The 23,438-nt window shown below is 71.3% G+C and carries 22 protein-coding genes; 11 read left to right on the top strand and 11 right to left on the bottom strand.

Features of this window, described 5'->3' with window-relative positions:
* Window positions 1-204 precede the first annotated feature (204 nt).
* Window positions 205-360 carry a hypothetical protein gene (locus ACH4KB_RS26260; RefSeq protein ID WP_397921004.1) on the bottom strand — a complete coding sequence of 52 codons (156 nt, stop codon included), beginning with the start codon at window positions 358-360 and terminating at the stop codon, window positions 205-207.
* A 169-nt stretch (window positions 361-529) separates the two neighbouring features.
* On the bottom strand, window positions 530-934 hold the full coding sequence (locus tag ACH4KB_RS26255) for a hypothetical protein (protein ID WP_398068359.1): 405 nt from the start codon (window positions 932-934) through the stop codon (window positions 530-532).
* 350 nt (window positions 935-1,284) lie between these two features.
* On the opposite strand from ACH4KB_RS26255, the gene ACH4KB_RS26250 reads away from it, so the two are divergent.
* The gene (locus tag ACH4KB_RS26250) at window positions 1,285-2,130 is read left to right on the top strand and encodes a hypothetical protein (RefSeq protein ID WP_398068348.1); all 846 of its coding nucleotides are present in this window, start codon (window positions 1,285-1,287) and stop codon (window positions 2,128-2,130) included.
* 38 nt (window positions 2,131-2,168) lie between these two features.
* Here the strand turns inward: ACH4KB_RS26250 and ACH4KB_RS26245 are convergent, their stop codons facing one another.
* The gene (locus ACH4KB_RS26245; RefSeq protein WP_398068347.1) at window positions 2,169-3,557 is read right to left on the bottom strand and encodes a hypothetical protein; all 1,389 of its coding nucleotides are present in this window, start codon (window positions 3,555-3,557) and stop codon (window positions 2,169-2,171) included.
* A gap of 238 nt (window positions 3,558-3,795) precedes the next feature.
* Here ACH4KB_RS26245 and ACH4KB_RS26240 point away from each other — a divergent pair, with 238 nt between their 5' ends.
* A complete protein-coding gene (locus ACH4KB_RS26240) occupies window positions 3,796-5,433 on the top strand; it encodes a penicillin-binding transpeptidase domain-containing protein (RefSeq protein ID WP_398068346.1) in 1,638 nt (545 codons plus the stop codon).
* A 21-nt stretch (window positions 5,434-5,454) separates the two neighbouring features.
* Here ACH4KB_RS26240 and ACH4KB_RS26235 read toward each other — a convergent pair whose 3' ends face one another.
* Window positions 5,455-6,657, bottom strand: a complete 1,203-nt coding sequence (locus ACH4KB_RS26235; protein WP_398068345.1) for an MFS transporter — start codon at window positions 6,655-6,657, stop codon at window positions 5,455-5,457.
* 51 nt (window positions 6,658-6,708) lie between these two features.
* Here ACH4KB_RS26235 and ACH4KB_RS26230 point away from each other — a divergent pair, with 51 nt between their 5' ends.
* The 3 genes from ACH4KB_RS26230 (at window position 6,709) to ACH4KB_RS26220 (ending at window position 9,036) form a co-directional block, all read left to right on the top strand.
* Entirely contained in the window at window positions 6,709-7,548 is an 840-nt protein-coding gene (locus tag ACH4KB_RS26230) for an AraC family transcriptional regulator (protein WP_398068344.1), read from the top strand.
* A gap of 121 nt (window positions 7,549-7,669) precedes the next feature.
* Window positions 7,670-8,188 carry a YbaK/EbsC family protein gene (locus tag ACH4KB_RS26225; RefSeq protein ID WP_398068343.1) on the top strand — a complete coding sequence of 173 codons (519 nt, stop codon included), beginning with the start codon at window positions 7,670-7,672 and terminating at the stop codon, window positions 8,186-8,188.
* Window positions 8,185-9,036 (top strand): EamA family transporter, encoded by an 852-nt coding sequence (locus ACH4KB_RS26220; protein WP_398068342.1) that lies wholly within the window; start codon window positions 8,185-8,187, stop codon window positions 9,034-9,036. Before ACH4KB_RS26225 ends, ACH4KB_RS26220 begins: the two co-directional genes overlap by 4 nt.
* A 64-nt stretch (window positions 9,037-9,100) precedes the next feature.
* On the opposite strand, the gene ACH4KB_RS26215 is transcribed toward ACH4KB_RS26220, so the two are convergent.
* From ACH4KB_RS26215 to ACH4KB_RS26205, 3 genes are all read right to left on the bottom strand, one after another.
* The gene (locus ACH4KB_RS26215; protein WP_398068341.1) at window positions 9,101-10,633 is read right to left on the bottom strand and encodes an alanine/glycine:cation symporter family protein; all 1,533 of its coding nucleotides are present in this window, start codon (window positions 10,631-10,633) and stop codon (window positions 9,101-9,103) included.
* A 737-nt stretch (window positions 10,634-11,370) separates the two neighbouring features.
* On the bottom strand, window positions 11,371-12,033 hold the full coding sequence (locus ACH4KB_RS26210) for a DUF1345 domain-containing protein (RefSeq protein WP_398068340.1): 663 nt from the start codon (window positions 12,031-12,033) through the stop codon (window positions 11,371-11,373).
* A gap of 241 nt (window positions 12,034-12,274) precedes the next feature.
* On the bottom strand, window positions 12,275-13,054 hold the full coding sequence (locus tag ACH4KB_RS26205) for a phosphotransferase enzyme family protein (RefSeq protein WP_398068339.1): 780 nt from the start codon (window positions 13,052-13,054) through the stop codon (window positions 12,275-12,277).
* A 155-nt stretch (window positions 13,055-13,209) separates the two neighbouring features.
* On the opposite strand from ACH4KB_RS26205, the gene ACH4KB_RS26200 reads away from it, so the two are divergent.
* A complete protein-coding gene (locus ACH4KB_RS26200) occupies window positions 13,210-13,752 on the top strand; it encodes a nucleotidyltransferase domain-containing protein (RefSeq protein ID WP_398068338.1) in 543 nt (180 codons plus the stop codon).
* 118 nt (window positions 13,753-13,870) lie between these two features.
* Window positions 13,871-14,368, top strand: a complete 498-nt coding sequence (locus ACH4KB_RS26195; RefSeq protein ID WP_398068337.1) for a GNAT family N-acetyltransferase — start codon at window positions 13,871-13,873, stop codon at window positions 14,366-14,368.
* Between the two features lie 65 nt (window positions 14,369-14,433).
* Here ACH4KB_RS26195 and ACH4KB_RS26190 read toward each other — a convergent pair whose 3' ends face one another.
* Window positions 14,434-15,240, bottom strand: coding sequence for an SDR family NAD(P)-dependent oxidoreductase (locus ACH4KB_RS26190; protein WP_398068336.1), 807 nt, complete (start codon window positions 15,238-15,240; stop codon window positions 14,434-14,436).
* Window positions 15,237-16,403, bottom strand: coding sequence for a serine hydrolase domain-containing protein (locus tag ACH4KB_RS26185; protein ID WP_398068358.1), 1,167 nt, complete (start codon window positions 16,401-16,403; stop codon window positions 15,237-15,239). Before ACH4KB_RS26185 ends, ACH4KB_RS26190 begins: the two co-directional genes overlap by 4 nt.
* 514 nt (window positions 16,404-16,917) lie before the next feature.
* On the opposite strand from ACH4KB_RS26185, the gene ACH4KB_RS26180 reads away from it, so the two are divergent.
* Window positions 16,918-17,376 (top strand): SsgA family sporulation/cell division regulator, encoded by a 459-nt coding sequence (locus ACH4KB_RS26180; protein WP_398068335.1) that lies wholly within the window; start codon window positions 16,918-16,920, stop codon window positions 17,374-17,376.
* A gap of 43 nt (window positions 17,377-17,419) precedes the next feature.
* Here ACH4KB_RS26180 and ACH4KB_RS26175 read toward each other — a convergent pair whose 3' ends face one another.
* Window positions 17,420-18,259, bottom strand: coding sequence for a helix-turn-helix domain-containing protein (locus tag ACH4KB_RS26175; protein WP_398068334.1), 840 nt, complete (start codon window positions 18,257-18,259; stop codon window positions 17,420-17,422).
* Window positions 18,260-18,482: 223 nt separating this feature from the next.
* On the opposite strand from ACH4KB_RS26175, the gene ACH4KB_RS26170 reads away from it, so the two are divergent.
* From ACH4KB_RS26170 to ACH4KB_RS26160, 3 genes are all read left to right on the top strand, one after another.
* Window positions 18,483-19,148, top strand: coding sequence for a DUF4097 family beta strand repeat-containing protein (locus tag ACH4KB_RS26170; protein WP_398068333.1), 666 nt, complete (start codon window positions 18,483-18,485; stop codon window positions 19,146-19,148).
* A 72-nt stretch (window positions 19,149-19,220) separates the two neighbouring features.
* A complete protein-coding gene (locus ACH4KB_RS26165; protein WP_398068332.1) occupies window positions 19,221-20,192 on the top strand; it encodes an ATP-binding cassette domain-containing protein in 972 nt (323 codons plus the stop codon).
* Window positions 20,189-20,980: an ABC transporter permease gene (locus tag ACH4KB_RS26160; RefSeq protein ID WP_398068331.1), complete on the top strand. Its 792-nt coding sequence runs from the start codon at window positions 20,189-20,191 to the stop codon at window positions 20,978-20,980. Before ACH4KB_RS26165 ends, ACH4KB_RS26160 begins: the two co-directional genes overlap by 4 nt.
* 213 nt (window positions 20,981-21,193) lie before the next feature.
* Here the strand turns inward: ACH4KB_RS26160 and ACH4KB_RS26155 are convergent, their stop codons facing one another.
* A complete protein-coding gene (locus ACH4KB_RS26155; RefSeq protein ID WP_398068330.1) occupies window positions 21,194-23,428 on the bottom strand; it encodes an MMPL family transporter in 2,235 nt (744 codons plus the stop codon).
* Window positions 23,429-23,438: the final 10 nt, after the last annotated feature.

Here is a 23,438-nt window from a genome sequence, read left to right as displayed (position 1 = left end):
AGCCGACGCACCTGTAGGCCGTGCGCCTGGGCCGTATGCGTAGGCCGTGCGCGTAGGCCTTATGCGTAGGCCTTATGCGTCCGGAGCGCGGCGGGGGGGGGGGGGCCCCCCGCCCCCCCCCCCCCCCCCCCCCCCCCCCCGCCCGCATTCCACAGGATTCCGTCCGGTCGACGGATTCCCGGATCCTTCTTCTGAACCCGAAGGTCAGAAGAAGTGCTTTCGCCCGCCCACCGCGCGGCCGGTCGCACCCAGGATCCACAGGATGGCGCCGACCAGAATGAGAATTCCGCCGATGGTCGTCAGGAGCCCCACACCGACAAGCAGGCCGATGATCAGCAGAATAAGCCCCAGAATGATCATTTTCGTTTCCCATCGTCAAGTCGGTTCAGACGCGTATGCGCCTGCGCTTCACAACGGCCTCAGTGCACCTCACCGGTACCGCCCGGTTCCGAATGTCGCCAGAACCTCGTTGCGAAGGTCCTGGTGCCCGGCAATTCGGCATTCACACATCGCTCTCACATCATCGCCTTCACGATCGCCGCTGTCGCGCCAGAAAGATCGCGGCCGCCCCCGAAAGCACCAGGAAGAACGCGGCGGCCCCGCCCGACATCCACGCCAGCAGGGCCGCGCCGCCACCCCCGACGTCTGCTTCGCGGGCGACCACCTGCGGGTCGTCCGCCTGGTACCGGACGGTCATGGGCGCGCCGACGGACCGCTTGCCGCCTCCGCTGCCCACGGGGAGGTCCGCCACCACGGTCTGCCCGCCGGCCTCGAACGTGACCTCGCACTGGCCCGTCATGCACGCGCCGCTGGTGTGCAAGGTCGCCTGGGCCCGCTCGCCGTCCTGGAGGGAGCGCAGGTGCTCTGCCGCCGGAAACATCACCATCGCCGACAGCGCCCCCAGCAGCAGGCCGAGAGCCAACGACATCAGCATGGACGCACGGGGCCCCAGCCCGTTCGCTCCGCCGCCGGCCGCGCCTGTCTTCGCCGGGGCGCGCACTCCGGACGCGCCCCCGTTCGCTTCGCCGTCCACCTGGCTCGCCCCCCTTTGCCCGTCGGTTCGTCGGCATCGTCGGCGTCGAGCCGACGTTCCGCGTCCTCGTGATCCTCGTGATCCTCGTGATCCTCGTGTCCGAGCAGGGTAGGCGGGTGACCGAGGCGATTTCAGGAGCTGATGCAGGCATAACCGGACCGGTCCCGGCTGCCTGGTGTCGGCAACCACGGCCGGGGTGTCCGTGCCCTCGCGTAGCTTGAGCGCCGTCGCAGTCGAACGGAAGGCACACAGTGAAGGCGTACGAACTGAGGTTCGGGGAATCCGCGGACAAGCTGACGGTCCGCCCCGGCAAGCTCACCGAGACCGATCTGCCCGGTGCCCGCGTCGCCGGGTGGTGCGGCGGTCGTGCGCCCGGCATCGGCACGGCCGCGTGGCCGCGGAGCCTCGTCACCGGACTGCCGATGATTCACGTCATCACCCTCGAACTGCCGGAGGACTACCGGCGCAAGGGCGAGAATCTGGTGGCCCTCTCCCTCTTCCACGCCGACGACCATGTCGCCGACGACATCGAAGGCGTCGCCGAGCTGCTGGCGGGCACCGCGCCCACCGCCGAGCAGGGCGCCGATCCGTTTCTCGCCGCGGTGGCCGCGACGGCCGCGGCGCGCCATCCCCAGCAGCGGGACCTGGAGGACCTCATCGGCGGCGCGCACGCGCTCCTGTGGCTCACCGCCGAGGAGTTCGCCGCGCCCCGCATGGATCCTCCGGCCGACATCCGCCCGCCCGGCCTCGGGGACCGGTACAGCCGCGGCCAGAACGCCTGGGACGACAGCGCCCCCGAGACCACGGTCTGGCTCGGCGAGCGCACCGGCGACGCCAACACCGGCATCGCCCCGTCGGAGGACGGCGCGGGCGGCTATGTGGCCGCCTGGTCCTCCGAGGACGAGCAGCTCCAGGAGTTCTGGTCGTCCATCGAGGGGACCTCGCACCTGGGCGGAACGATCATGCCCTGCCAGGGGATGCCCGAGGGGCTGACCCCGTACGTCTTCGAGCTGGAGGACGGCGTCGGCGGGCTCAACCTCGGCGGCGGCACCGCGCAGATCGACCTGGAGTCGGACGTCTTCGACTGGGCGCAGTAGGGCGGTAGCGCGGCAGCCGGCACGACGGTTCCGGGGGCTCAGTCGCCCCCGCAACCGCCTCCGCAGCTCGATCCGCAGCTGGACCCACAGCCGCCCCCGTTGTGCCGGTTGCCGGAGCCGCTCCCGCGCGACGGGCGGGGCGGTGGGTTCCTGCGGCGCTCCTCCGCCTCGCGCTGTGCCCTCCGTTGGCGCTCCACCCGCTCCCGGCCCTCGCGCAGCCGCTCCTGCTGCCGGGCGGCGCCGTCCGCCGGTTCCCACGGGCCCAGCCGGTGGCGGCGGTCGGGGCGGAGCAGGGCCGTGGTCACGGTCGCGTACATCCGCCCCATCTCCTGGTGGCGGTGGTATTCGGCGCAGGCGTAGGCGAGGACGATCTCGTCGCCCTCCGCGAGGGTGCCGTACAGGACCGCTTCGAAGGGCTCGTGCTTCGGGTCGATGTCGTGGTGCCCGTTCCCCACCCCGTACGCCGAGCCACTGCCCAGGAGCCGCGTCCGTTCGCGGGTGTCGCTCGTGCGGGGGGTGTACGCGATCAGGGGCGGCGCGGTGCGGGTGCGGGCGTCCGCGCAGATCCAGTGGCGCCCGTCCGCTCCGGCGCGCACGCCCACGATCAGGGCCGGCTGCTCCTTCTCGTGCAGCCGCCGCGCCGCCCGGTAGGCGAGCTGACCCCAGCCGCCGAAGGTCGTACCGGTGACGAGGAACACCAGGCCGATGCGCTGCTGGCCGACGGCGTCGTACCCGACGCCGCCCGAGGTCAGGTCCTCGACCAGGCCGTCGGTCAGGATCCCCACGGCGACGAGGCAGAGCGCCAGCCCGAGGTACACCTGCGCGTGGCCGCGATGGCCGTCCGATTCCGGAACGCGGTCGGGCAGCGGGAAGCGACGCGTTCCGGCCGCTTCGATGGCCAGGGCCCGCTGTCGGCTGCGGGCCCGCAGCCGGAGGCGGCTTCCCGCGAGCACCGAGGCGCAGACGGCCAGGACGACCAGGTGACCGGCTGTCGCCGGCCGGTCGGAGTCGCCGGGCCGGGCCAGGGACAGCCCCGCCGCCACAGCGACGTACAGCGCGGCCGGAACCGCCGCGACCGGGACGTACCGGTACCAGAACGGCAGGGCGGTCAGCAGGACCACGCCCGGGTACCTCAGCCAGTCCGTCCCGCCCCCGGTCCCGCCGCCCCACGCCTCGGAGCCGGACGAGATCCCGAACAGGAGGACGTACGCCGCCGCCACCAGGGCGGCGAGGATCCAGCCGCCCGCGACCGGGGCGAGCACGGCCGGGACCCCCGCTTTGCGCCACCGCTCCGCATCGGCCGCGGGCCAGACGGCGACGCCGCCGGACAGCCGGGAGACCGTGCCGCCTCCGGTCACGGACCAGGTGGTGCAAGCGCCGTCGGGCAGGATCTCCGGTGGCAGACGCTTGATGTGATACGCCGTCACCGGTCCACCGCCACATGCCCACGTAGGCCCATGCCGCACGCCCCCCGACGCTCACTCCCCCGTGTGTTCCCGGCCAGTCTGCCCACCGCGGGCCACCGCCACACAGCGGAGAACGCTTTCCGGCCAAGCATTCCGGTCCGGTAACAACGTCCTCCCTGCCTGCCAAAAGCCTTTAGGGTTCCTCACGGTTGCCCCTTGAACGTGTTCAGGGGGCTCTCCAGGGGAGGGGGACTGCGAGATGCGCAGTGGAGCGAAGGTCGCCGTGATCGGCGGAGCGTTCGTCCTGGTGGCCGGAGGGATCGGTTACGGGGCGTACAGCATGCTCGGCGACACCGTCGGCGGGGACGGCGGTACGCGGAGCGCGTCCGAGTCGTCGAAGGTGAAGACGGGGCCGCCGAGCGCGGAGGAGATAGCCGAGACGTCGAAGGGCTTCTTCGACGCGTGGGCGGCGGGGGACGCGACGGCCGCGTCGCTCCTCACCAACAACGAGGCGGGCGCGGAGCCGGTGCTCGCCTCGTACGGCGAGGACGCCCGCATCGGCAAGGTGAAGATCACCCCGGGCCCGGCGGTCGGCACGAAGGTGCCCTACACGGTGAAGGCGACCGTCTCGTACGACGGGGAGTCGAAGCCTCTGTCGTACGCCTCGGAGCTGACCGTGGTGCGCGGCCTGACAACGGGCAAGGCGCTGGTCGACTGGGCGCCGACGGTCGTGCATCCGCAGCTGACGGAGGGGGCGACGCTGAAGACGGGCGAGTCCTCGACGCCGATGATCGAGGCCGTCGACCACAACGGGAAGGTACTGACCAAGGAGAAGTACCCCTCGCTCGGACCGATCCTGGACACGCTGCGCGAGAAGTACGGGGAGAGCGCCGGCGGTTCGCCCGGCGTCGAGACGTGGATCGAGCCCGCCGACGAGACCCAGCCGGACGTCAACCTGCTGACGCTGGCCGAGGGCAAGCCCGGCAAGGTGCAGACGACGATCGACGCGGACGCGCAGGCGGCGGCCGAGCGGGCGGTGAAGAAGTTCCCGGAGGCGTCCGTGGTCGCGGTGAAGCCGTCCACCGGGGCGATCCGCGCGGTGGCCAACAACCCGGCGACCGGGTTCAACGCGGCGTTGCAGGGGAAGCAGGCGCCCGGCTCCACGCTGAAGATCATGACGGCGGCGATGCTGCTGGAGAAGGGCCTGGTCACGGCGAACGGGGCGGCGGAGTGCCCCAAGGAAGCCAGGTACTACACCCGTACGATCCACAACCTGAAGCACTTCTCGCTGCCGGACGGCTCGACGTTCACGCAGAGCTTCGCCAAGTCCTGCAACACCGCCTTCGTCAAGCTGATCGACGACGTCGACGACGACTCGGCGCTCGCCAAGGAGGCGCGGGAGGTCTTCGGGATCGGTCTGGACTGGAAGTCCGGTGTCGTCACGACCGACGGCAGTGTGCCGGAGGAGGTGGAGGGGGAGGCCGCCGCCCAGTACATCGGCCAAGGCACGGTCCAGATGAACGCCCTCAACATGGCGTCCATCACCGCCACCGCCCGCACCGGCAGGTTCCGTCAGCCGGTCATCGTCCCGCAGTCCCTGGACAACCGGCAGTTGGCGACGGCCTCGCGGTCGCTGTCGCCGTCCGTCACCCAGCAGCTCACGACGATGATGCGCGCCACGGCCGCCTGGGGCACCGGCGCGGAGGCGATGGCCTCGGTGGGGGGCGACAAGGGAGCCAAGACCGGCTCGGCGGAGGTCGACGGGCAGGACACCTCCAACAGCTGGTTCACCGGCTTCAGCGACGACCTCGCCGCGGCGGCGGTCGTCCAGACCGGCGGCCACGGCGGCGACGCGGCGGGCCCGGTCGTCGCCGAGGTGCTGAAGGCGGGTCGCTGAGGCCGCGGCCCCCCGCCCGGGTCATCCGGGTTCCGCCGCCCCGCTCCCGGAGCGCGCGGCGGCGACGGCCCCGGGCGACTCGGCCCCCGGCACACCCGGTTCGGGCAGGGTGCGGAAGAGCAGCCAGCTCAGCAGGGGCATCGCCACGAGCGGCGCCAGGGCGGTCTGGAGGGACGTCGCGTCGGCGAGCGCCCCGACGGCGGGACTGGCCAGGCCGCCGACGCTGACGGTCAGGCCGAGGGTGATACCGCTGGCGGTGCCGACCCGGGAGGGCAGGTAGTCCTGGCCGAGCGTGACCTGGAGCGAGAAGGGCACGTACAGGCCGGCCGAGGTCAGCGCCAGGAACAGGAAGACGGCCGGGCCGGGCACCCACACCACGCCCGCGACGGCCGCGACCGTGACCAGGTACGACCAGCGCGCGACCACCACCCGGTCCCACCGGGCGGCCAGGGACCCGCCGAGCACCGCGCCGACCGTGCTGCCGAGGTAGAGCACGGACAGGGCCGCGGTCCCCACGGCGATACCGCCGCCCAGGCGCTGGCGGACGTACAGCGAGACGAAGGTGCTCAGGCCGATGAACGCGATCGACCGGAAGACCACGGCCAGGGACAGCCGCACGAAGGAGGCGACGTCGTCGCTCCCGGCGGGCGGCGTCGTCCGGGGCCCGGCGGCCTGCCGCTGCTGAAGGACGCGCACGACCGGCAGGCACAGCGCGGCGCCGACGAGGGCCGGCAGCACGAGCAGGGGCGTCCAGCGCAGCCCTCCGACGCTCATCGCGGCGGCGACCATGAGCGGGGCGAGCGCGAAGCCGACCGTGCCGCCCGTGGAGAACCAGCCCATCGCCCGGTGGCTGCCCCGGGCGGCGATCCGGGCGGCCCGGGCGGATTCGGGGTGGTAGGCGGCCACCCCGATCCCCGACAGCGCGACGAACACCAGGGTGAGCGCATAGGAGCCGCTCAGCCCGCTGAGCGCGATGCCGACACCGCCGAGCAGCGTGCTGACCGGCAGAAGCCACGGCATGGCCCAGCGGTCGGTGAGTACGCCGAACAGCGGCTGCGCCACGGAGGACAGCAGCGAGGCGGCCAGCACGATGCCCGAGGCGACCGCGAGGGAGTAGGAGCGCTCGGCGAGGAAGAACGGCACCAGGGCCGCGACGGAGCCCTGGTAGACGTCGACACAGGCATGGCCCACGGACAGCAGGACGATCGGCGTGTTCCTTCGCATGCCGCCATGGTCCGACCCGGGGCCGCTGTCGCGCTTTCGATAAACTGCCACATGATGACGGACATCCGCCAGGCTGCCACCCCGCAGGCTGCCACCCCGCAGGCTGCCACTCGGCAGGCTTCCATCCACCAGCCTGACATCCACCAGCCTGCCGTCCGGCACGATCCGGTGGCCCCGACCCGCACCCGGCGGCTGGCTCCCGGCGGCTCGATCGACGCCCACCGGCACGACGACCACCAGATCGTCTACGCGGGCCGCGGGGTGCTGACCGTCACGACCAGCGCGGGGTCCTGGGTCGCCCCGGCCACGCGCGCGATCTGGGTACCCGCCGGCACCGTGCACGCGCACCGGGCCTACGGCGAACTCGATCTGCACCTGGTGGGGCTGCCCGTCACCGAAAATCCGCTCGGCCTGGACACACCGACCGTGCTGGCCGTCAGCCCGCTGCTGCGCGAACTGCTCATCGCCTACACCCGCGCCGAGGGCGACGACCGCCGCCCCGAACGGGCCCGCCTCCGCGCCGTCCTCCTCGACCAGCTGCGGGCCTCGGCCCAGCAGCCGTTGCACCTGCCGACGCCCGCCGCCCCGCTGCTGCGCGCCCTCTGCGACATCCTCCGGGCCGACCCGGGCGACAGCCGTACGCTCGCCGAACTCGGCCGCCAGGTCGGGGCGAGCGACCGGACCCTGTCCCGGCTGTTCCGCGGCGACCTCGGCATGACCTTCCCGCAGTGGCGCACCCAGCTCCGTCTCCATCACGCCCTGATCCTCCTGACCGAGCGGACGCCGGTGACCGCGGTGGCGCACCAGTGCGGCTGGTCGTCCACCAGCGCCTTCATCGAGGTGTTCCGCCGCACGTTCGGCCACACCCCGGGCTCCCACCGGACGGAGTGAGGGCACCTGCCCGTCCCAGGGGAACGGCGTACGCGGCGGGGCGCGGCCGCCCAGGGCCTGTGCGGCGCCCACCCCCCGGAACCCCTGCATGCATACCGCACCGACCGGCTAGCGTGCAGCCATGAGCACTCCCGAACCCCTCGAAACCACTCCCGCCGCCCCCGTCTCCCACGCCCATCCCCGGTTCGCCGAGGCGCTGGCCGAGCTGGGCCTCCAGGTCGAGGTGCGCCGCTTCCCCGACGCGACCCGTACGGCGGCGGAGGCCGCGGCGGCGGTCGGCTGCTCGCTGAGCGAGATCGTCAAGTCGCTGGTCTTCACGGCGGACGGCGTGCCGGTGCTGGTCCTGATGGACGGCTCCTCGCGGGTGGACGTCGAGTTGGTACGGCGTGAGCTGGGCGTGCGGAAGGTCAAGCGGGCGGACGCGGAGCTGGTCCGGGAGACGACCGGGTACGCGATCGGCGGCGTACCGCCCTTCGGCCACGCCACCAGGACCCGGGTCCTGGCCGACCGACGCCTCCTGGACCACCCGGTGGTGTGGGCGGCGGCGGGCACCCCGCACACGGTGTTCCCGCTCGACCCGAAAACGCTGATCGCGCACGCGGGCGCGACGGTCGCGGATGTGCGCGAGCCCGCCCAGTGACCCCTCTGGTCGCCCTCGCGGTCCTCATAGCCGCCGTCACGCACGCCAGTTGGAACGCCATCGCTCACGCGATCAAGGATCAGCTGCTCTCGTTCACGCTGATCTCCGGCGGCGGTCTGCTGATCGGCGCGGCGATGGCCCTCTTCGCCCCGTTCCCGGCGGCGGAGGCCTGGCCGTACCTGGCGGCCTCGGCCGCCCTGCACGTGCTGTACATGCTGCTGCTGATGCGCTCGTTCACGCTCGGCGACTTCGGGCAGATGTACCCGATCGCCCGGGGCACGGCCCCGCTGGTGGTGACGGTCCTGGCGGCGGTGTTCGTCGGCGAGCGCCCGGACGGCTGGGCCACGGCGGGCGTCGCGGTGGCCTCGGCCGGGCTGGTCGGGCTGGCACTGTGGGGCATCCGGGGCTCCGGCAAGCGCCCGCACTGGCCGGCGATCGTGGCGGCCCTCGGCACCGGCCTGGCCATCGCCGGGTACACCACGGTCGACGGCGTCGGCGTGCGCGCCTCGGGCACGCCGCTGGGTTACGTCGCCTGGCTGATGGTCCTGGAGGGCCTGGCGATCCCGGCGTACGCGTACTACCGCCGCCGCGCCGAACTGATCACGCAGCTCAAGCCGTTCGCCGTACGGGGCCTGCTCGGCGCGGCCCTCTCCGTGGCCGCGTACGGGCTGGTCCTCTGGGCCCAGACGAAGGCCCCGCTCGCCCCGATCGCGGCGCTGCGCGAGTCGTCGATCATCGTCGGCGCGGCGATCGGCACACTGTTCTTCAAGGAGCGTTTCGGGGCCCCGAGGATCGCGGCGGCGGGGCTGATGGTGGTGGGCATCGGCCTGATGCTGCACACGAGTTGATGCCCCCCGCCCTGCGTACCGGCAGGGGCGAGGGGCATCGATCACCGATGGTGAGAGGCAGACCTCAGGCGGTGGTCTTGGACGGCTCGTCGTTCCTGTCCCCGTCCGTTCCGCCGGCCTTCCGGGTGCGGACGTATTCGAGGAAGGTGTTCAGCTCGCGCTTGACGATGGGCGCGAGGAGGTAGAGGCCGATGATGTTGATGACGGCCAGGGAGAAGAGCACCGCGTCGGCCAGGTCGATGAGGGTCTGGAGGGTGAGCAGGGACCCGGAGACGGCGAACAGGGTGTAGAGGGACTTGAAGACGATCTCGCTGGTGCGGCTGCGGCCGAAGAGGTAGGTCCAGGCCTTGAGGCCGTAGTAGCCCCAGGTCAGCACCGTGGAGAAGGCGAAGAGGATCACCGCGACGGTCAGGACGTACGGGAACCAGGGCAGTACGGTCTCGAAGGCGTCCGAGGTGATCGTCACACCGCCGATGGAGTCGTCGTTGCGGGCCTCGGCCCAGCTGGCGGGGTTGGCGATGACGATGGTCAGCGCGGTCATGGTGCAGATGACGACCGTGTCGATGAACGGCTCCAGCAGGGCGACCAGGCCCTCGCTGGCGGGGTGCTTGGTCTTGACCGCGGAGTGGGCGATCGGCGCGGAGCCGAGGCCGGCCTCGTTGGAGAACGCGGCACGCTTGAAGCCGATGATCAGTGCGCCGAGCACACCGCCCGCGACGCCTTCGGGGTTGAAGGCGCCCTCGATGATCGTCCCGATCGCGGCGGGCACGGCGGTGACGTTGACGAGGATGACGACGAGGCAGGCGGCGATGTAGATCCCGGCCATCGCGGGGATGAGCCGGCTGGTGACCGAGGCGATGGAGCGGATGCCGCCGAGTAGCACGATGCCGACGAGGGCGGCGACGAGGATGCCGAAGAAGAGCGCCCCCGCGGAGGAGCCCATCGCCCCGTCCTCGCCGCCGGTGACGGAGACGAGCTGGGCGTAGGACTGGTTGACCTGGAAGAGGTTGCCTCCGAAGAGCCCGAAGAACAGGATCATGATCGAGGCGAGGACGGCGAGGACCTTGCCGAAGCTCTTGCCGTTCTTCCCGAAGCGTTCGGCGAGCCCCTTGGGCAGGTAGTGCATGGGTCCGCCGGAGACGGTGCCGTCGGCGTGGACCTCGCGGTACTTCACGCCGAGGGTGACCTCGACGAACTTGGTGGCCATGCCGAGGAGGCCGCAGAGGATCATCCAGAACGTGGCTCCGGCGCCGCCGATGGAGACGGCGACGGCCACGCCGGCGATGTTGCCGAGGCCGACCGTGCCGGAGACGGCGGCGGTCAGGGCCTGGAAGTGGTTGACTTCGCCCGCCGAGTCCTTGTCGTCGTACTTGCCGCGCACCACGTCGACGGCGAGACGGAACTTGCGTACCTGGACGCATCCGAACCAGCCGGTGAAGACGAGGCCCGCCACCACGAGCCAGGCGACGATGAGCGGGAGGTCCGTCCCGCCGACGGGGACGGCGTAGAAGACGATCTCGCCGAGCCATTCGGCTATCGGTTCGAAGAACCCGCTGACGGCTTCGTCGACGTTCTCGGTTATGGATTCGAGTGACACGTTGGCTACCTCGATGACGCGGGAACAGCGGACAGGTGGGGTGTCTTCGCCGGTCGGTGTGCGATGGGGGTCGTATCTGGAGGGGTGAGCGAACGTCGTCGTCCGGTCGGCGATCCGGCGTGTCCCATGGAGTGGACGACGGCGACGGTCGCTCTGGCCTGCCACCGGGGCGGTCCCGGCGCTCCGCTTCGGCAAGGGTTCCGCCTGCGAAGTTGGGCATTTGTACCACGCCGTTTAGCTGATCTTTAGTGATGCAGATCACATTATCGGCGTGCGTCCATGAAGATGCTGGGCGGGTGACGTCATCGTTATGCGGAACCACGGATACGTTTATCGGACACCTATCTGCAGGTCGGAGGGGGTGCCTCCGGTCAGAGGGGCCTTCCCGCCTCCGCCTACCCCGCCGGTCGCCGCGTAGACAGACCGGCGCGCAGACAGACCGTCGCGGCTCATGACCCCGTCGCGACGGCCTCGCAGATCTCCCGCACCGCGACGAGGACCGCCTCCGGCGACTCGTCCAGCAGAAGGTGCCCCGCCCCCCCTCGATCACCCGCTCTTCCCGACCCATCGGCATCACCTGCACAGCCGCGTTACGCACCTCGCTCATGACCAGAGGGTGTTCGAGCTGACGATGCAACACCTTCCTGCCTCCGAGGACCGGCGCCCGGCACACCGAGAGCACGCACCTGACCCCGCAGGGCCGCCCTCCGGGCGACGACGGCGGTTGACGGCACGCCCTAGTCCCGGAGCGCGGAGACCAGGCTGGCGACGGTGACCGTGTTGAAGACGAAGGCGATGACCGCGTTCGCCGAGATGGTCCGCCGCATGTCTCGGGAGGTCACGTTGACGTCGGTGGTGCCGAAGGTCGTCATGACGGCCACGGCGAAGTAGACGTAGTCGGCCCAGGCCGCAGCCCCCGCTCCGGGGAAGTCGAGCGCCGCTTCGTTCTCCACCAGATTGTCGGCCTGGAAGGCAACGGCGAACGCGACGACGACGCAGGTCCAGGCGATGACGACGAGCGACAGCGCCATCAGGGCGCGCGGCCCCTCGGCGAAGGTGGTGCTGAGGTGGCCGGGCAGCCACACGACAGCCACGGCCAGCGCGGCTGCCGCGATGAGGATGGACGCCCCCGGCCCGGGCGCGGTGCCCAGGACGTACCGCTGAAGGAACGTGCCTCGGGCTTCGCGGTCCGCCCAGGTACGGATCTGCTCCGGCGAGGCGCTCAGGAAGGCGGTCAAGGTGATGGTCAGGTACGGGACCAGATAGGCGAAGAACACCAGCACGCCGACGTCGTAGGCCGAGATCCGCACGACGCTGTCGAGGGGCAGCACCAGGGCCGCGCTCACCGCGAGGAGCAGGCACAGGAGTGAGCGTCGTCGTTCGGGCAGCCAGGAATTCACGGACGGGCTCCTCCGGGCGTTCACGGTGCGGATGCGGCGACGCTAGACGAGCCGGCTCCCGCTGGGTCCGTGGGCTCTCGCGGCGTCCACGAGGTGGTACGCGCCGTCCCCCGAACGGCTCACGGACGGCCGCTGACGCGTCGCCCCATGCCTCGGGGTGAGGGGCCCGCGACGGGGCGGGGGCGAATTCCAGGGGTCGTCGCAACTCTCTGAGTGTCGCGACGGCCTTGGCCGGGGTTCTTCAGTCGGCAAGCAACGCGTGCGTCCACTGGTCTTCGCGCAGCTCGATGTACTCGGCGTCGCTTCGCCAGACATCGCCGTGGCCTTCTGCCCAGAGCCTGGCCCAGGGCTGCACGCCCTGGGCCGCCTGGTCGAGCAGGAAGTCATGCATGGAACGCGTACGGCGTCCCAGCAGGGGGACGAGTTCACGGCGTTCCGCTTCGTCGAGGCCGTAGGCGTTGACGAAGACCCTCAGTCGGTCAGCGGCGTCACGGCGTTGCCATGCGGCATCCGCGGAAAGCGGGATGAACCCGTGGAGGGCGTAGGCGACGTCCCACAAGCGAGAACCGGGGCCTGCGCCGTCCCAGTCGATGAAGGCCCACTGCGTGTCGTCTCCGATGATGAGGTTCCATGGGGCCAGGTCGTGATGGGCGATGATGTCACTGCTGTCAGCGGGGATCAGCTTCTGCCAGCAGGCGTCGGATGGCGGCCTGAAGCCTTGGACTGCCTCGTGGAACTCCCTGATCAGCTGGGCGACGCGGGCCAGTCGAGGCGCGGTATCCAGCTGCGAGAAGCGATCGGGCCACATCACGTGTCCTGGCATGAACGTCAGGACCTCGCGGCCTCGGTCGTCAAGGCCCAGCGGGCGAGGCGCCGCCTTGAATCCCACCTCGTGCAGGTGAGTGAGCAGGGCATGGACTGCTGGCGTCCACGGGCCGGCAGGGCGGCGCACGGTATCTCCGACGCGAACGACTCCGTCACTGACATTGCCGCCGGGCAACGGCTCTTCCTCGTACTGCATCGGACCAGTGTGTCGGGCCGGCCCGGCGTAATCACCTCGTTTATCCAGTCGTCGGTCGGCACCAAGTCGCGGCGTCGACGTCCCTCGCGCACGCACGCGGACGTTTGCGCTATCGAGGGTGACGGGGTGGCGGGTGCCGCATAGTCTGCCGAGCTGTGGACACCCGACGTGCTGGTCAGCAGCTCCGGCTCATTGCCGAGGTCATGGAGGTCGCCGAGGCGAACGACGTCGCCGTGTGGCTTCGCGGTGGCTGGGCGATGGACTTCTTCCTCGGCGAGATCACGCGGGACCACGGGGACATCGACTGGTTCGCGTGGGAGGCCGACGCGGGAAGACTGGCCGCTGCCCTGGCGCGGAGCGGCTATGAGCCGGTCGTCGGACCGCCACCACAGCAGCAGCTCGACTTCGCCAAAGCCGGTCTGGAGATCAGCGTCACGCTCCTGTCCGAGGACGAGGCCGGCCGCTCCTGCGTCGCTGGTGGGCCGTGGGCCGGAACCCTGTGGCCCGAGGCCATGCCCGCTGCCGCCCCTGGTCGCCTCGCCGGCCTGGAGGCCCCCATCGTCAGCCCACAGGGACAGATCGAGATCAAGCGAATGACTCCGGTCTGGGTGCCCGGTATGCCGCGCCGGGCCAAGGACGCCGAAGACATCGCCCGCCTGGAAGTGGCGCTGTCCCAACGCGGCGAGCGAGACGACTGAAACCGTCGGGGGCCATCATCCCGTCCGGCCAACCCGCGCCCACCTGCCGTCCCCTCCAGAGCGAGCGCCACCGCGCGGACGCCACCGGTGCTGCGGGCCGCTACTACGATCCCAGGCCATGACGTCCACCACGCACAGCACAGACGAGAACGGAAACGGAACCGAGAACGGAAACGGGAACGGGAACGGGAACCAGTGCGCCGACCGGTACGAGATCGACACCGACCCGGACCGCATCGACATAGCCCTGGTGCACCACTGGCTCTCCACCGACGCCTTCTGGGCACTCGGCCGCAGCCGTGACCTCGTCGAGCGGTCCATGCGCGGGTCGCTCAACTTCGGTGTCTACGGCCCCGACGGGGCCCAGGTCGCCTACGCCCGGGTCGTCACGGACCGGGCGACCTTCGCCTGGCTGTGCGACGTCTACGTGGACCCGGCGCATCGCGGCCGGGGCCTCGGCGTACGGCTGGCGACCGCCGTGCGCGACCACCTCGCCCCGTACGAACTCAAGCGGACCCTGCTGGCCACGATGGACGCCCACGAGCTGTACGAGAAGGTCGGGTTCGTCCCGGTGCCCAACCCCGAGATGCTGATGACCCTGAGCGCCGAGCGGTAGTTGGGCACGGTGGGTGCCCGGCCACCTCGTCGCCCGCGCAGACGGCGAGATCTGCGGCCGCGTCCTTACGGCTGCGCCATCGCCTGCCGGAAGCCCGTGTTCACCGCGAGGATCCCGCCGTCCACGCGCAGCGTCGTCCCGGTGATCCAGGCCGCGTCGCTGGATGCGAGGAAGGCCACGGCGGACGCGATGTCCTCGGGGGTGCCGACGCGGCCCAGCGGGTAGAGGGCGGCGGCCCGGTCCAGTTCGGCGTCGCGGCCCGCCCAGGCGTCGGTGCGGATCGTGCCGGGAGCGACCAGGTTGACGCGTACACCGCGCGGTCCGGCGTGGCCCGCCAGCGTACGGGTGAGGCTGGTCAGGCCCGCCTTGGCGGCGCTGTACGCGTGGCCGCCGAAGTCCTGTTCCCCGTTGACCGAGCCGATGGTGACGATCGCGCCCCGGCCCGAGGCGACCAGGTGCGGCAGTGCGGCGCGGGCGCAGCGGAACGGGCCGGAGAGCGTGATGTCCAGGTCGCGTTCCCAGACCTCGTCCGTCTCGTCCTCGAAGAGCGGGGTGTCCTGGCCCGCCGCGTAGGCGTTGTTGACCAGGACGTCGAGCCGGCCGAAGGCGGCGACCGCGTGGGCGACGGCCGCCTCGACCGCCGCCCGGTCGGCCACGTCGCAGACGAGGGATTCGGCGGTGCCGCCTGCCTCGCGTACCGCCGCCGCCGTGTGGGCGGCGCGCTTCGCGTCGAGGTCGGTGACGAGGACGGAGGCGCCTTCCGCCGCCAGGCGGCGGGCCGTTGCCGCGCCGATGCCCTGGCCGGCGGCGGTGACCAGGACGCTGTATCCGGTGAAGCGGGCGGCCGGGGGCTGGACGGGTGCTGGAGTCATAGCGCCGACCGTACTGCTCTGACCAAGGCCTGGGCACGGGGGTCGGCGGTGACTCCCTTCTGGAGGCCGTTGGTGACATAGCCCAGCGCGATGCCCGACTCCGGGTCCGCGAAGCCCAGGGAGCCGCCCCGGCCCGGGTGTCCGAACGATCCGGGGCCCAGCAGCGGCGACGCCGGGCCGTGCAGCATGTAGCCCAGGCCGAAGCGGGTGTTGACGACCAGCACCCGGTCCGGGCCCGCCGACTCCTCCGTACGGGCCAGGGTGAGCGTGGCGGGTGCGAACAGGCGGCGGTGGCCGTCGACGGGGCCGATCATCGCGGCGTAGCAGCGGGCCAGGCCCCGGGCGGTCGCGATGCCGCCCGACGCGGGGAGTTCGGCCGCACGGTAGGCGGGGTCGTTCTCGTCGGGGAACGGGGCGATCGCGCCGAACGCCCTGCGGGTGAGGGAGTCCGGGTCCCGGTAGGCCTCGACGACGGAGCGTTTGGGGCGTACGCGCAGGGCGCCCGACGCGGTGGCCGCCGCCGGGGGCTCCACCGGGCCGATACGGCCGATGCGGTGGGCCTCGTCGGCCGGGAGCCCGAACCAGAAGTCGAGGCCGAGCGGGCGGGCGATCTCCTCGGCGATCCAGCGACCGATGGTGCGGCCGGTGGCGCGGCGGACCAGTTCGCCGATCAGCCAGCTGTAGGTCTGGGCGTGGTAGCCGTGGTCGGTGCCGGGCTCCCACTGCGGGCGCTGGGCGGCGACGGCGGCGGGCCCGGAGACCCCGTCGGCGGCCTCGGCGGGGGTGAGGGCGGTGTCCAGGGCGGGCACCCCGGCCCGGTGGGCGAGGAGGTCGCGGACGAGGACGCGTTCCTTGCCGTTCGCCTTGAACTCCGGCCAGTAGGTGGAGACCGGGGCGTCCAGATCGACCTGCCCGCGCTGGTGGAGCAGCAGGGGGACGGCGGCGGCGATGCCCTTGCCCGCCGAGCGGACGATCTGGACGGTGTCGACGGCCCACGGTTCGGTGCCGTCGACGTCGCGCGTACCGGCCCACAGGTCGACGACCTTGCGCCCGTGGCGGTAGACGGCCACGGCTGCGCCGCGCTCCCCCCGCTGCTCGAAGTTACGGACGAACGCCTCCGCGACCGGTTCGAACCCGGGCGCGACCGTGCCCCGTACGTCCACGGTGACGGCTTTGGCCACGGCGTCGGTCCCGGCTTCGGTCCCGGCCTGGGCCACGGCGTCGGCCCCGGTCACGTCCGCTCCCGTGTCTGGTTCGGTTCCCGTGCCTGATCCCGATCCCGTGCGTGGTTCAGCCCCCGTGTCCGGTTCCGCTCCCGCGCCTGATCCCGATCCCGATTCCGCTTCCGCGCCCGCCGTCGTGCTCACTCCCGCGCTCCCGCTCATCCCCCCATGGTGCACGTCCCGCCAGGGTGTTCGGGGGGCGGGTCGCCGTCACCACCGTGCTGTCACGACCTGTTTACGCCGACGGAACCAGAGCTCAAGGGGCGTACGGCAGATCGTGGGTGGCCGCCAGCGCGGTGACCTCGGCAGGTGCATCGATGAAACCATCGGGTACGGGTACACGCAGGGGAGGCTCCGCCTCCTGCGGGTCCGAGGCAGATCGGACCCATCGTGCCACTTTCGTAAAATATGGGACATTAGAGGGCAGAGCGATACATATAGGAGGAGCCGGCCCATGTCCCCTGTGATCGAAGTACATGCGCGCGCCCGGCTCATCACCGATGGCCCCCTGACCCGCCCGGTCCCCGTCGACCTGCGCTACGACCCCGCCGACGAGCGGCGCGCCGTACACATACGACTGCCCGACGGCACCGACTGGCCGTTCGGCCGCGACCTCCTGGAACGCGGCCTGCGGACCCCGATCGAGCGCGGCGACGTCCGCGTCTGGCCGTGCGGCCGTACGCAGTTGATCGTGGAGCTTCACTCGACGGACGGAGTCGAGGTGTTCCAGTTCGAGATCCGGACGCTGATCCGCTTCCTCGCCCGCACTCGCGCGCAGACACCGGCCACCGCGCCGGACGCCGGCCGGGAATCCCAGCCGCAGCCGCCGTCCCGCACCGCCCGCCCCGAGCGGGGCACGCGGCCGGAACGGGGCGCACAGGCGGAACAGGGCACACAGCCCGCCCACGGCTGAAGCGCCGCGGGGAGGAGCGCCGGGAGGGGGCAGGGAGGGGTACTCAGCCGCGGCCTGAACCCGGCCCGTCAGAGCCGTTCGGCGTCCCGTTCGGCGTCCCGTCCGACGCCGCATCTGGTGCCGGTGCCGCATCCGGTGCCGGCGCCGCATCCGGTGCCGGCGCCGCATCCGGTGCCGGCGCCGCGTGGAGAATGTCGCGGGCCTGCTCGGCGGCGCGCGCTATGCCCTCGGAGACGAAGTCGAGGAAGCGGGCGACGTTCTCCATGCGGACGGCGGCCGGAGTGCCGGGCCCGAGGACGCCCACACCCTGCCGCGCGGTGTCGACCAGCTGGGCGGTGGCCCGGGCGCTGACCATCATCGACTGGTACCAGATGTCGTCGTCGACGATGTAGCGCTCACGGCGGCGCTCGTCGCGTTCCCGGCGGACCATGCCCTGGCTGTCGAGGAACGCGATCGCCTTGGAGATGGACGCCGGGCTGACCTGGAGGCGCTGGGCGAGCTCAGGCGCGGTGAGGCTGCCCGAGTCGGTGAGGGTGAGGCAGGCCAGCACCCTGGACATCATCAGAGGCATGCCCGAACCCATGATGACGGTGGTGAACTGCTCCTCGTACTCCCGCACGGCCTCGGCATCGCGCCCGTAGGGCTGCGCCGACGACTGCGGCTCCCGGGGGGCCGCCTGCTTCCGCCGGTGCGCGCGGTGTTCGGTGGCACGGTGAGCCAGATCGGCGCGATAGGCGGTGGGGCCGCCGTTGCGCATCACCTCACGCGTGATGGTCGAGGTCGGACGGTCCAGACGCCTGGCGATCTCCGCGTAGGCGAGGCCGTCGGCCAGCCCCAGCGCGATCTGCTGACGTTCCTGCTGAGTGAGTCTGCCTCCCGGCATCGCGGTTCTCCTTCGTGGTCCACGGAGCCCCCACTCTAGCGTTCACCCTCAATCTATTGCAACGCAACCCTAGCTGACGTTGCGTTAATCGCGAGCAGCATTGCAACGAATTAACGGCTCCGACCTGCTATTTCGAGAGTTACTTGCAACGAACCTGTTGAGCAATCCGTAAAGGCAACGTAGCTTTTCCCTCATCGGAAACGACGAGTGCAAGGAGAGCACGATGCAGAAGTTCGACACCACCGCCCCGGTCACCGCCGTCCTCGACATCCCCGCCGGACGGGTCCAGTTCATCGCCGCCGACCGAGGCGACGCCACCGTCGAGGTCCGGCCCGCCGACGCCTCCAGGGGCCGGGACGTGAAGGCCGCCGACCGGATCGAGGTCGCCTACGGCGACGGCGTCCTGCGCATCGCGGCCCCGGCGTCCGGGAACCGGATCCTCGGCGACTCGGGTTCCGTCGAGGTGACCGTCCAACTGCCCGCCGGGTCCCACGTCGAGGCGCGCTCGGGCGCCGCCGAACTCCGCGGCGTCGGACGCCTCGGGGATGTCGCCTTCGACGGCGCCTACCGCCGGATCAAGATCGACGAGGCGGCGAGCCTCCGCCTCACCGCGATCGAGGGGGACGTCGAGGTCGGCCGGCTGGGCGGCCCCTCGGAGATCAGCACCACCCGCGGTGACATCCGGATCGCCGAAGCCCTGCGCGGCGCGGTCGTGCTCCGCACCCGGTCCGGCGACATCTCGGTCACCGCCGCCGCCGGTGTCTCGGCCGCCCTGGACGCCGGCACCGACCACGGCCGCGTCAGCAACGCCCTCAAGAACGACGGCACCGCCGAGCTCGACATCCGCGCCACCACCGCCCACGGCGACATCACCGCCCGCAGCCTCTGACCCGCACTCATCGCGCCCCGGACGCACCGTCCGAACGCGCCCCCTGAACGCACTCTTCGAGGAGCAACGACCATGACTCATCCGGCCATCGCGGCGAACGGGCTGCGGAAGTCGTACGGCGACAAGGCCGTCCTGGACGGCATCGACCTGGCCGTCCCGGCCGGCACGGTCTTCGCACTGCTCGGCCCCAACGGCGCCGGCAAGACCACCGCCGTCAAGATTCTCTCCACCCTCGTCTCCCCCGGCGCCGGCTCCGGCGAGATCCGCGTCGGCGGACACGACCTCGCCACCGACGCCCAGGCCATCCGCGCCGCGATCGGCGTCACCGGCCAGTTCTCCGCCGTCGACGGGCTGATCACCGGCGAGGAGAACATGCTCCTCATGGCCGACCTCCACCACCTGCCCCGGCGTGAGGGGCGGCGGGTCGCCGCCGAACTCCTGGAGCGTTTCGACCTGGTGGAAGCCGCGAAGAAGCCCGCGTCCACCTACTCCGGCGGCATGAAGCGCCGCCTCGACATCGCCATGACCCTGGTCGGCTCCCCGCGGATCATCTTCCTCGACGAACCGACCACCGGCCTCGACCCACGCTCCCGCCACACCATGTGGGGCATCATCCGCGGCCTGGTGGCCGACGGCGTCACCGTCTTCCTCACCACCCAGTACCTCGAAGAAGCCGACGAGCTGGCCGACCGCATCGCCGTCCTCAACGACGGGAGGATCGCCGCCGAGGGCAGTGCCGATGAGCTCAAGCGGATCGTCCCCGGCGGCCACGTCAAGCTCCGCTTCACCGACCCGGACACCTACCGGTCCGCCGCCTCCGCGCTCACCGAGGCCGCCCCCGACGACGAGTCCCTGTCGCTCTCCATCCCCAGCGACGGCACCCAGCGCGAACTGCGCTCCATCCTCGACCACTTGGACGCGGTCGGCATCGAGGCCGACGAACTCACCGTCCACACCCCCGACCTCGACGACGTGTTCTTCGCCCTCACCGCCTCCACCAGCGTGCCCGCACAGGCCGACCAGCCGAAGGAGAACCTCCGATGAGCACCCTCGCCCTCGCCGTCCGCGACACCAACACCATGCTGCGCCGCAACCTCCTGCACGCCCGGCGCTACCCCTCCCTCACCCTGAACCTGCTCCTCACACCTGTCATGCTCCTGCTGCTTTTCGTCTACATCTTCGGCGACGTGATGAGCGCGGGCATCGGCGGCGGGGACCGCTCCGACTACATCGCCTACATCGTCCCGGGCATCCTGATGATGACCATCGGCTCCACCGTCATCGGGGCCGCGGTGTCCGTCTCCACCGACATGTCCGAGGGCATCATCGCCCGCTTCCGCACCATGGCGATCCACCGCAGCTCCGTGATCACCGGGCACGTCGTCGGCAGCGTGCTCCAGATCCTCGCCAGTCTGGTCCTGGTCGGAGCCGTGGCCGTGGCCATCGGCTTCCGCTCCGTCAACGCCACCGCCCTGGAGTGGCTGGCCGCCTTCGGACTCGTCACGCTCTTCGCCCTGGCGCTCACCTGGATCGCGGTCGGCATGGGCATGGCCAGCCCGAACGCGGAGGCCGCCGCCAACAGCGCACAGCCGCTGATCCTGCTCCCGCTCATCTCCAGCGCCTTCATCCCGGCCGACACCATGCCCGGCTGGTTCCAGCCGATCGCCGAGTACCAGCCCTTCACCCCCGTCATCGAGACCCTGCGCGGCCTGCTCCTCGGCACCGGGATCGGCCACAACGGCTGGCTGGCCGTCGGCTGGAGCCTCGGCCTGGTGGTGCTCGGCTACCTGTGGTCGAAGTCGCTGTTCCTCCGCGACCCGGCAGCGCGCTGACCGCGTGCGGCGCCCCGCCCGCACCTCGCCCGCCCTCGACGACTCGCCCGCCCTCGACCGGAGAAACACCGCAAGAGGAAAGCCCCCGTGCAGTGCGCACGGGGGCTTTCGCTGTGCCCCGGTCCCCGTCCCCACAGGTAACCGGCGCTTCCGGGGCCACGCTCCGCTCAGACCCGGCCCCGGAGCTGGGAGGGCACCGTCGGGACGGACGGGTCAGACGCGGGCGAGCTCGCGCTCACCCTCGCCGCCGCCGTCCCCGGGCCCCTGCTCGGAGCCGGGCTCGTCGGCCAGCTGCTTCTGCAGCTTCTCGCCCTCCACGTCCACGTTGGGCAACGCCCGGTCCAGCCAGCGCGGCAGCCACCAGGCCCGCTTGCCGAGCAGGGCCAGGACGGCGGGCACGATCGCCATCCGCACCACGAAGGCGTCGAAGAGAACGGCGACCGCCAGCGAGAAGCCGATCATCTTGATCATCTGCTCGGCGGAGCCGATGAAGCCGGAGAAGACCGCGATCATGATCACCGCCGCGGCCGTGACCACCCGTGCACCGTGCTTGAAGCCGGTCACGATGGCCTGCCCGGGGCTCTCTCCGTGGACGTACGCCTCGCGCATCCGCGTGACGAGGAAGACCTCGTAGTCCATCGCGAGGCCGAAGACCACGCCGACCATGAAGATCGGCATCATGCTCATGATCGGACCGGTCTGCTCGACGCCGAAGAGCGAGCCGAGCCAGCCCCACTGGAAGACCGCGACGACCGCACCGAGGGCCGCGACCACCGAGAGCAGGAAGCCCAGGGCCGCCTTCAGCGGGACGAGGATCGAGCGGAAGACCAGCATCAGCAGCAGGAACGCGAGGCCGACGACGAGCGCCAGGTAGGGCAGCAGCGCGTCGTTCATCTTCTGCGAGAAGTCGATGTTCATCGCGGTGGCGCCGGTGACCAGTACCTCGGCCCCGGTGTCCGCCTTGATGTCCTCGCCCGCGTCGCGGATGGAGTGGACGACGTCCTCCGTGGCCGTCGAGGACGGCCGGTCCTTGGGGATGACCACGATCGTCGCGGTGTCGCCGGCCTTGTTGAAGGTGGCCGGGGCGACGGCGACGACACCGATGGACTCGATCTCCTCGGAGACCCGCGCGACGGCGGCCTTGCCGTCGGAGCTGTTCTTCGTGTCGACGACCGTCATCAGCGGACCGTTGAACCCGGGGCCGAAGCCGTCCGAGAGCATGTCGTACGCCTGACGCTGCGTGGTCGACTCCGACTGGGCGCCGTCGTCGGGCAGGCCCATCTCCAGCGAGGCCGCCGGTACGGCGATGACGCCGAGGCCGAGAACGCCCACGAGCATGACCCAGACCGGCTTGCGCAGCACGAACCGCGCCCAGCGGGTGCCCATGTTCGGCTTGGCCTCGGTGCTCTTCTCCGCCTCCGTGGCCTTGCGCGCCTTGCGCCCCATGACCCGCTTGCCCGCGAAGCCGAGGGCGGCGGGGACGAGGGTGAGCGCGATGAGGACGGCGACGGCGACCGCGCCTGCAGCGGCCAGGCCCATCTTCGTCAGCATCGGAATGTTGACGACGGAGAGGCCGGCCAGGGCGATGACCACGGTCAGGCCCGCGAAGACGACGGCGGATCCGGCCGTGCCGACGGCCCGTCCGGCGGCTTCCTCGTGCTTCCGGCCCTCGGCCAGTTCGGCGCGGTAACGGGAGACGATGAAGAGCGCGTAGTCGATGCCGACCGCGATGCCGATCATCGTGGCGAGGATCGCGGTGGTGGAGCCCAGATCCAGCACATCGGCCAGCGCGGTGATCGTCCCGACCCCGATCGCGACGCCGATGAGCGCGGTCAGCAGCGAGAGTCCGGCGGCGACCAGCGAGCCGAAGGTGATGACCAGGACGACCGCGGCTATGGCCACACCGATGACCTCGGCGGTCCCGGTGTGCGGCATGACCTGGAGGGCGTCACCGCCGATCTCCACCTTCATCCCGCTGCTCTGCGCGTCCTCGGCCGCGCCCTTCAGAGCTTCCCTGGTCTCTTCGGTCAGCTCCATGGAGCTGACCTCGTAGCCGACCGAGATGTACGCCGTCGAGCCGTCCTGGCTCACGGCCTGCTTCAGGAACGGGTCGGCGACCGAGGCGATCTGCTCGGAGCCGGACTCCAGCTCCTTGACGATGCCGGTGATCTCGCTCTTGTTGGCGGGATCGGTCACCTTCTCGCCGCCGGGCGCCTTGAAGACGACACGGGCGGTGGCGCCGTCGGCGCTGGTGCCGGGGTTGCGCTGTTCCAGCAGGTCGAAGGCGCGCTGCGCCTCCGTACCAGGGATGGAGAAGGAGTTGGAGGTGTCGGTGGACGCGGTCGCCATACCGACTCCGGCGACCGCCAGCAACGCCACCCAGATCAGGGCGACGAAGCGGCGGCGGCGGAAGGTGAGCCGTCCGAGCTTGTAGAGGAAAGTGGCCACGGGGGCGTAC

Origin of the sequence: Streptomyces sp. NPDC017520, assembly GCF_044329855.1 — a bacterium.
Taxonomy (GTDB): domain Bacteria; phylum Actinomycetota; class Actinomycetes; order Streptomycetales; family Streptomycetaceae; genus Streptomyces.
The sequence above is the reverse complement of the archived record's forward strand: the minus strand, read 5'-3'. Positions and strand labels throughout refer to the sequence as shown.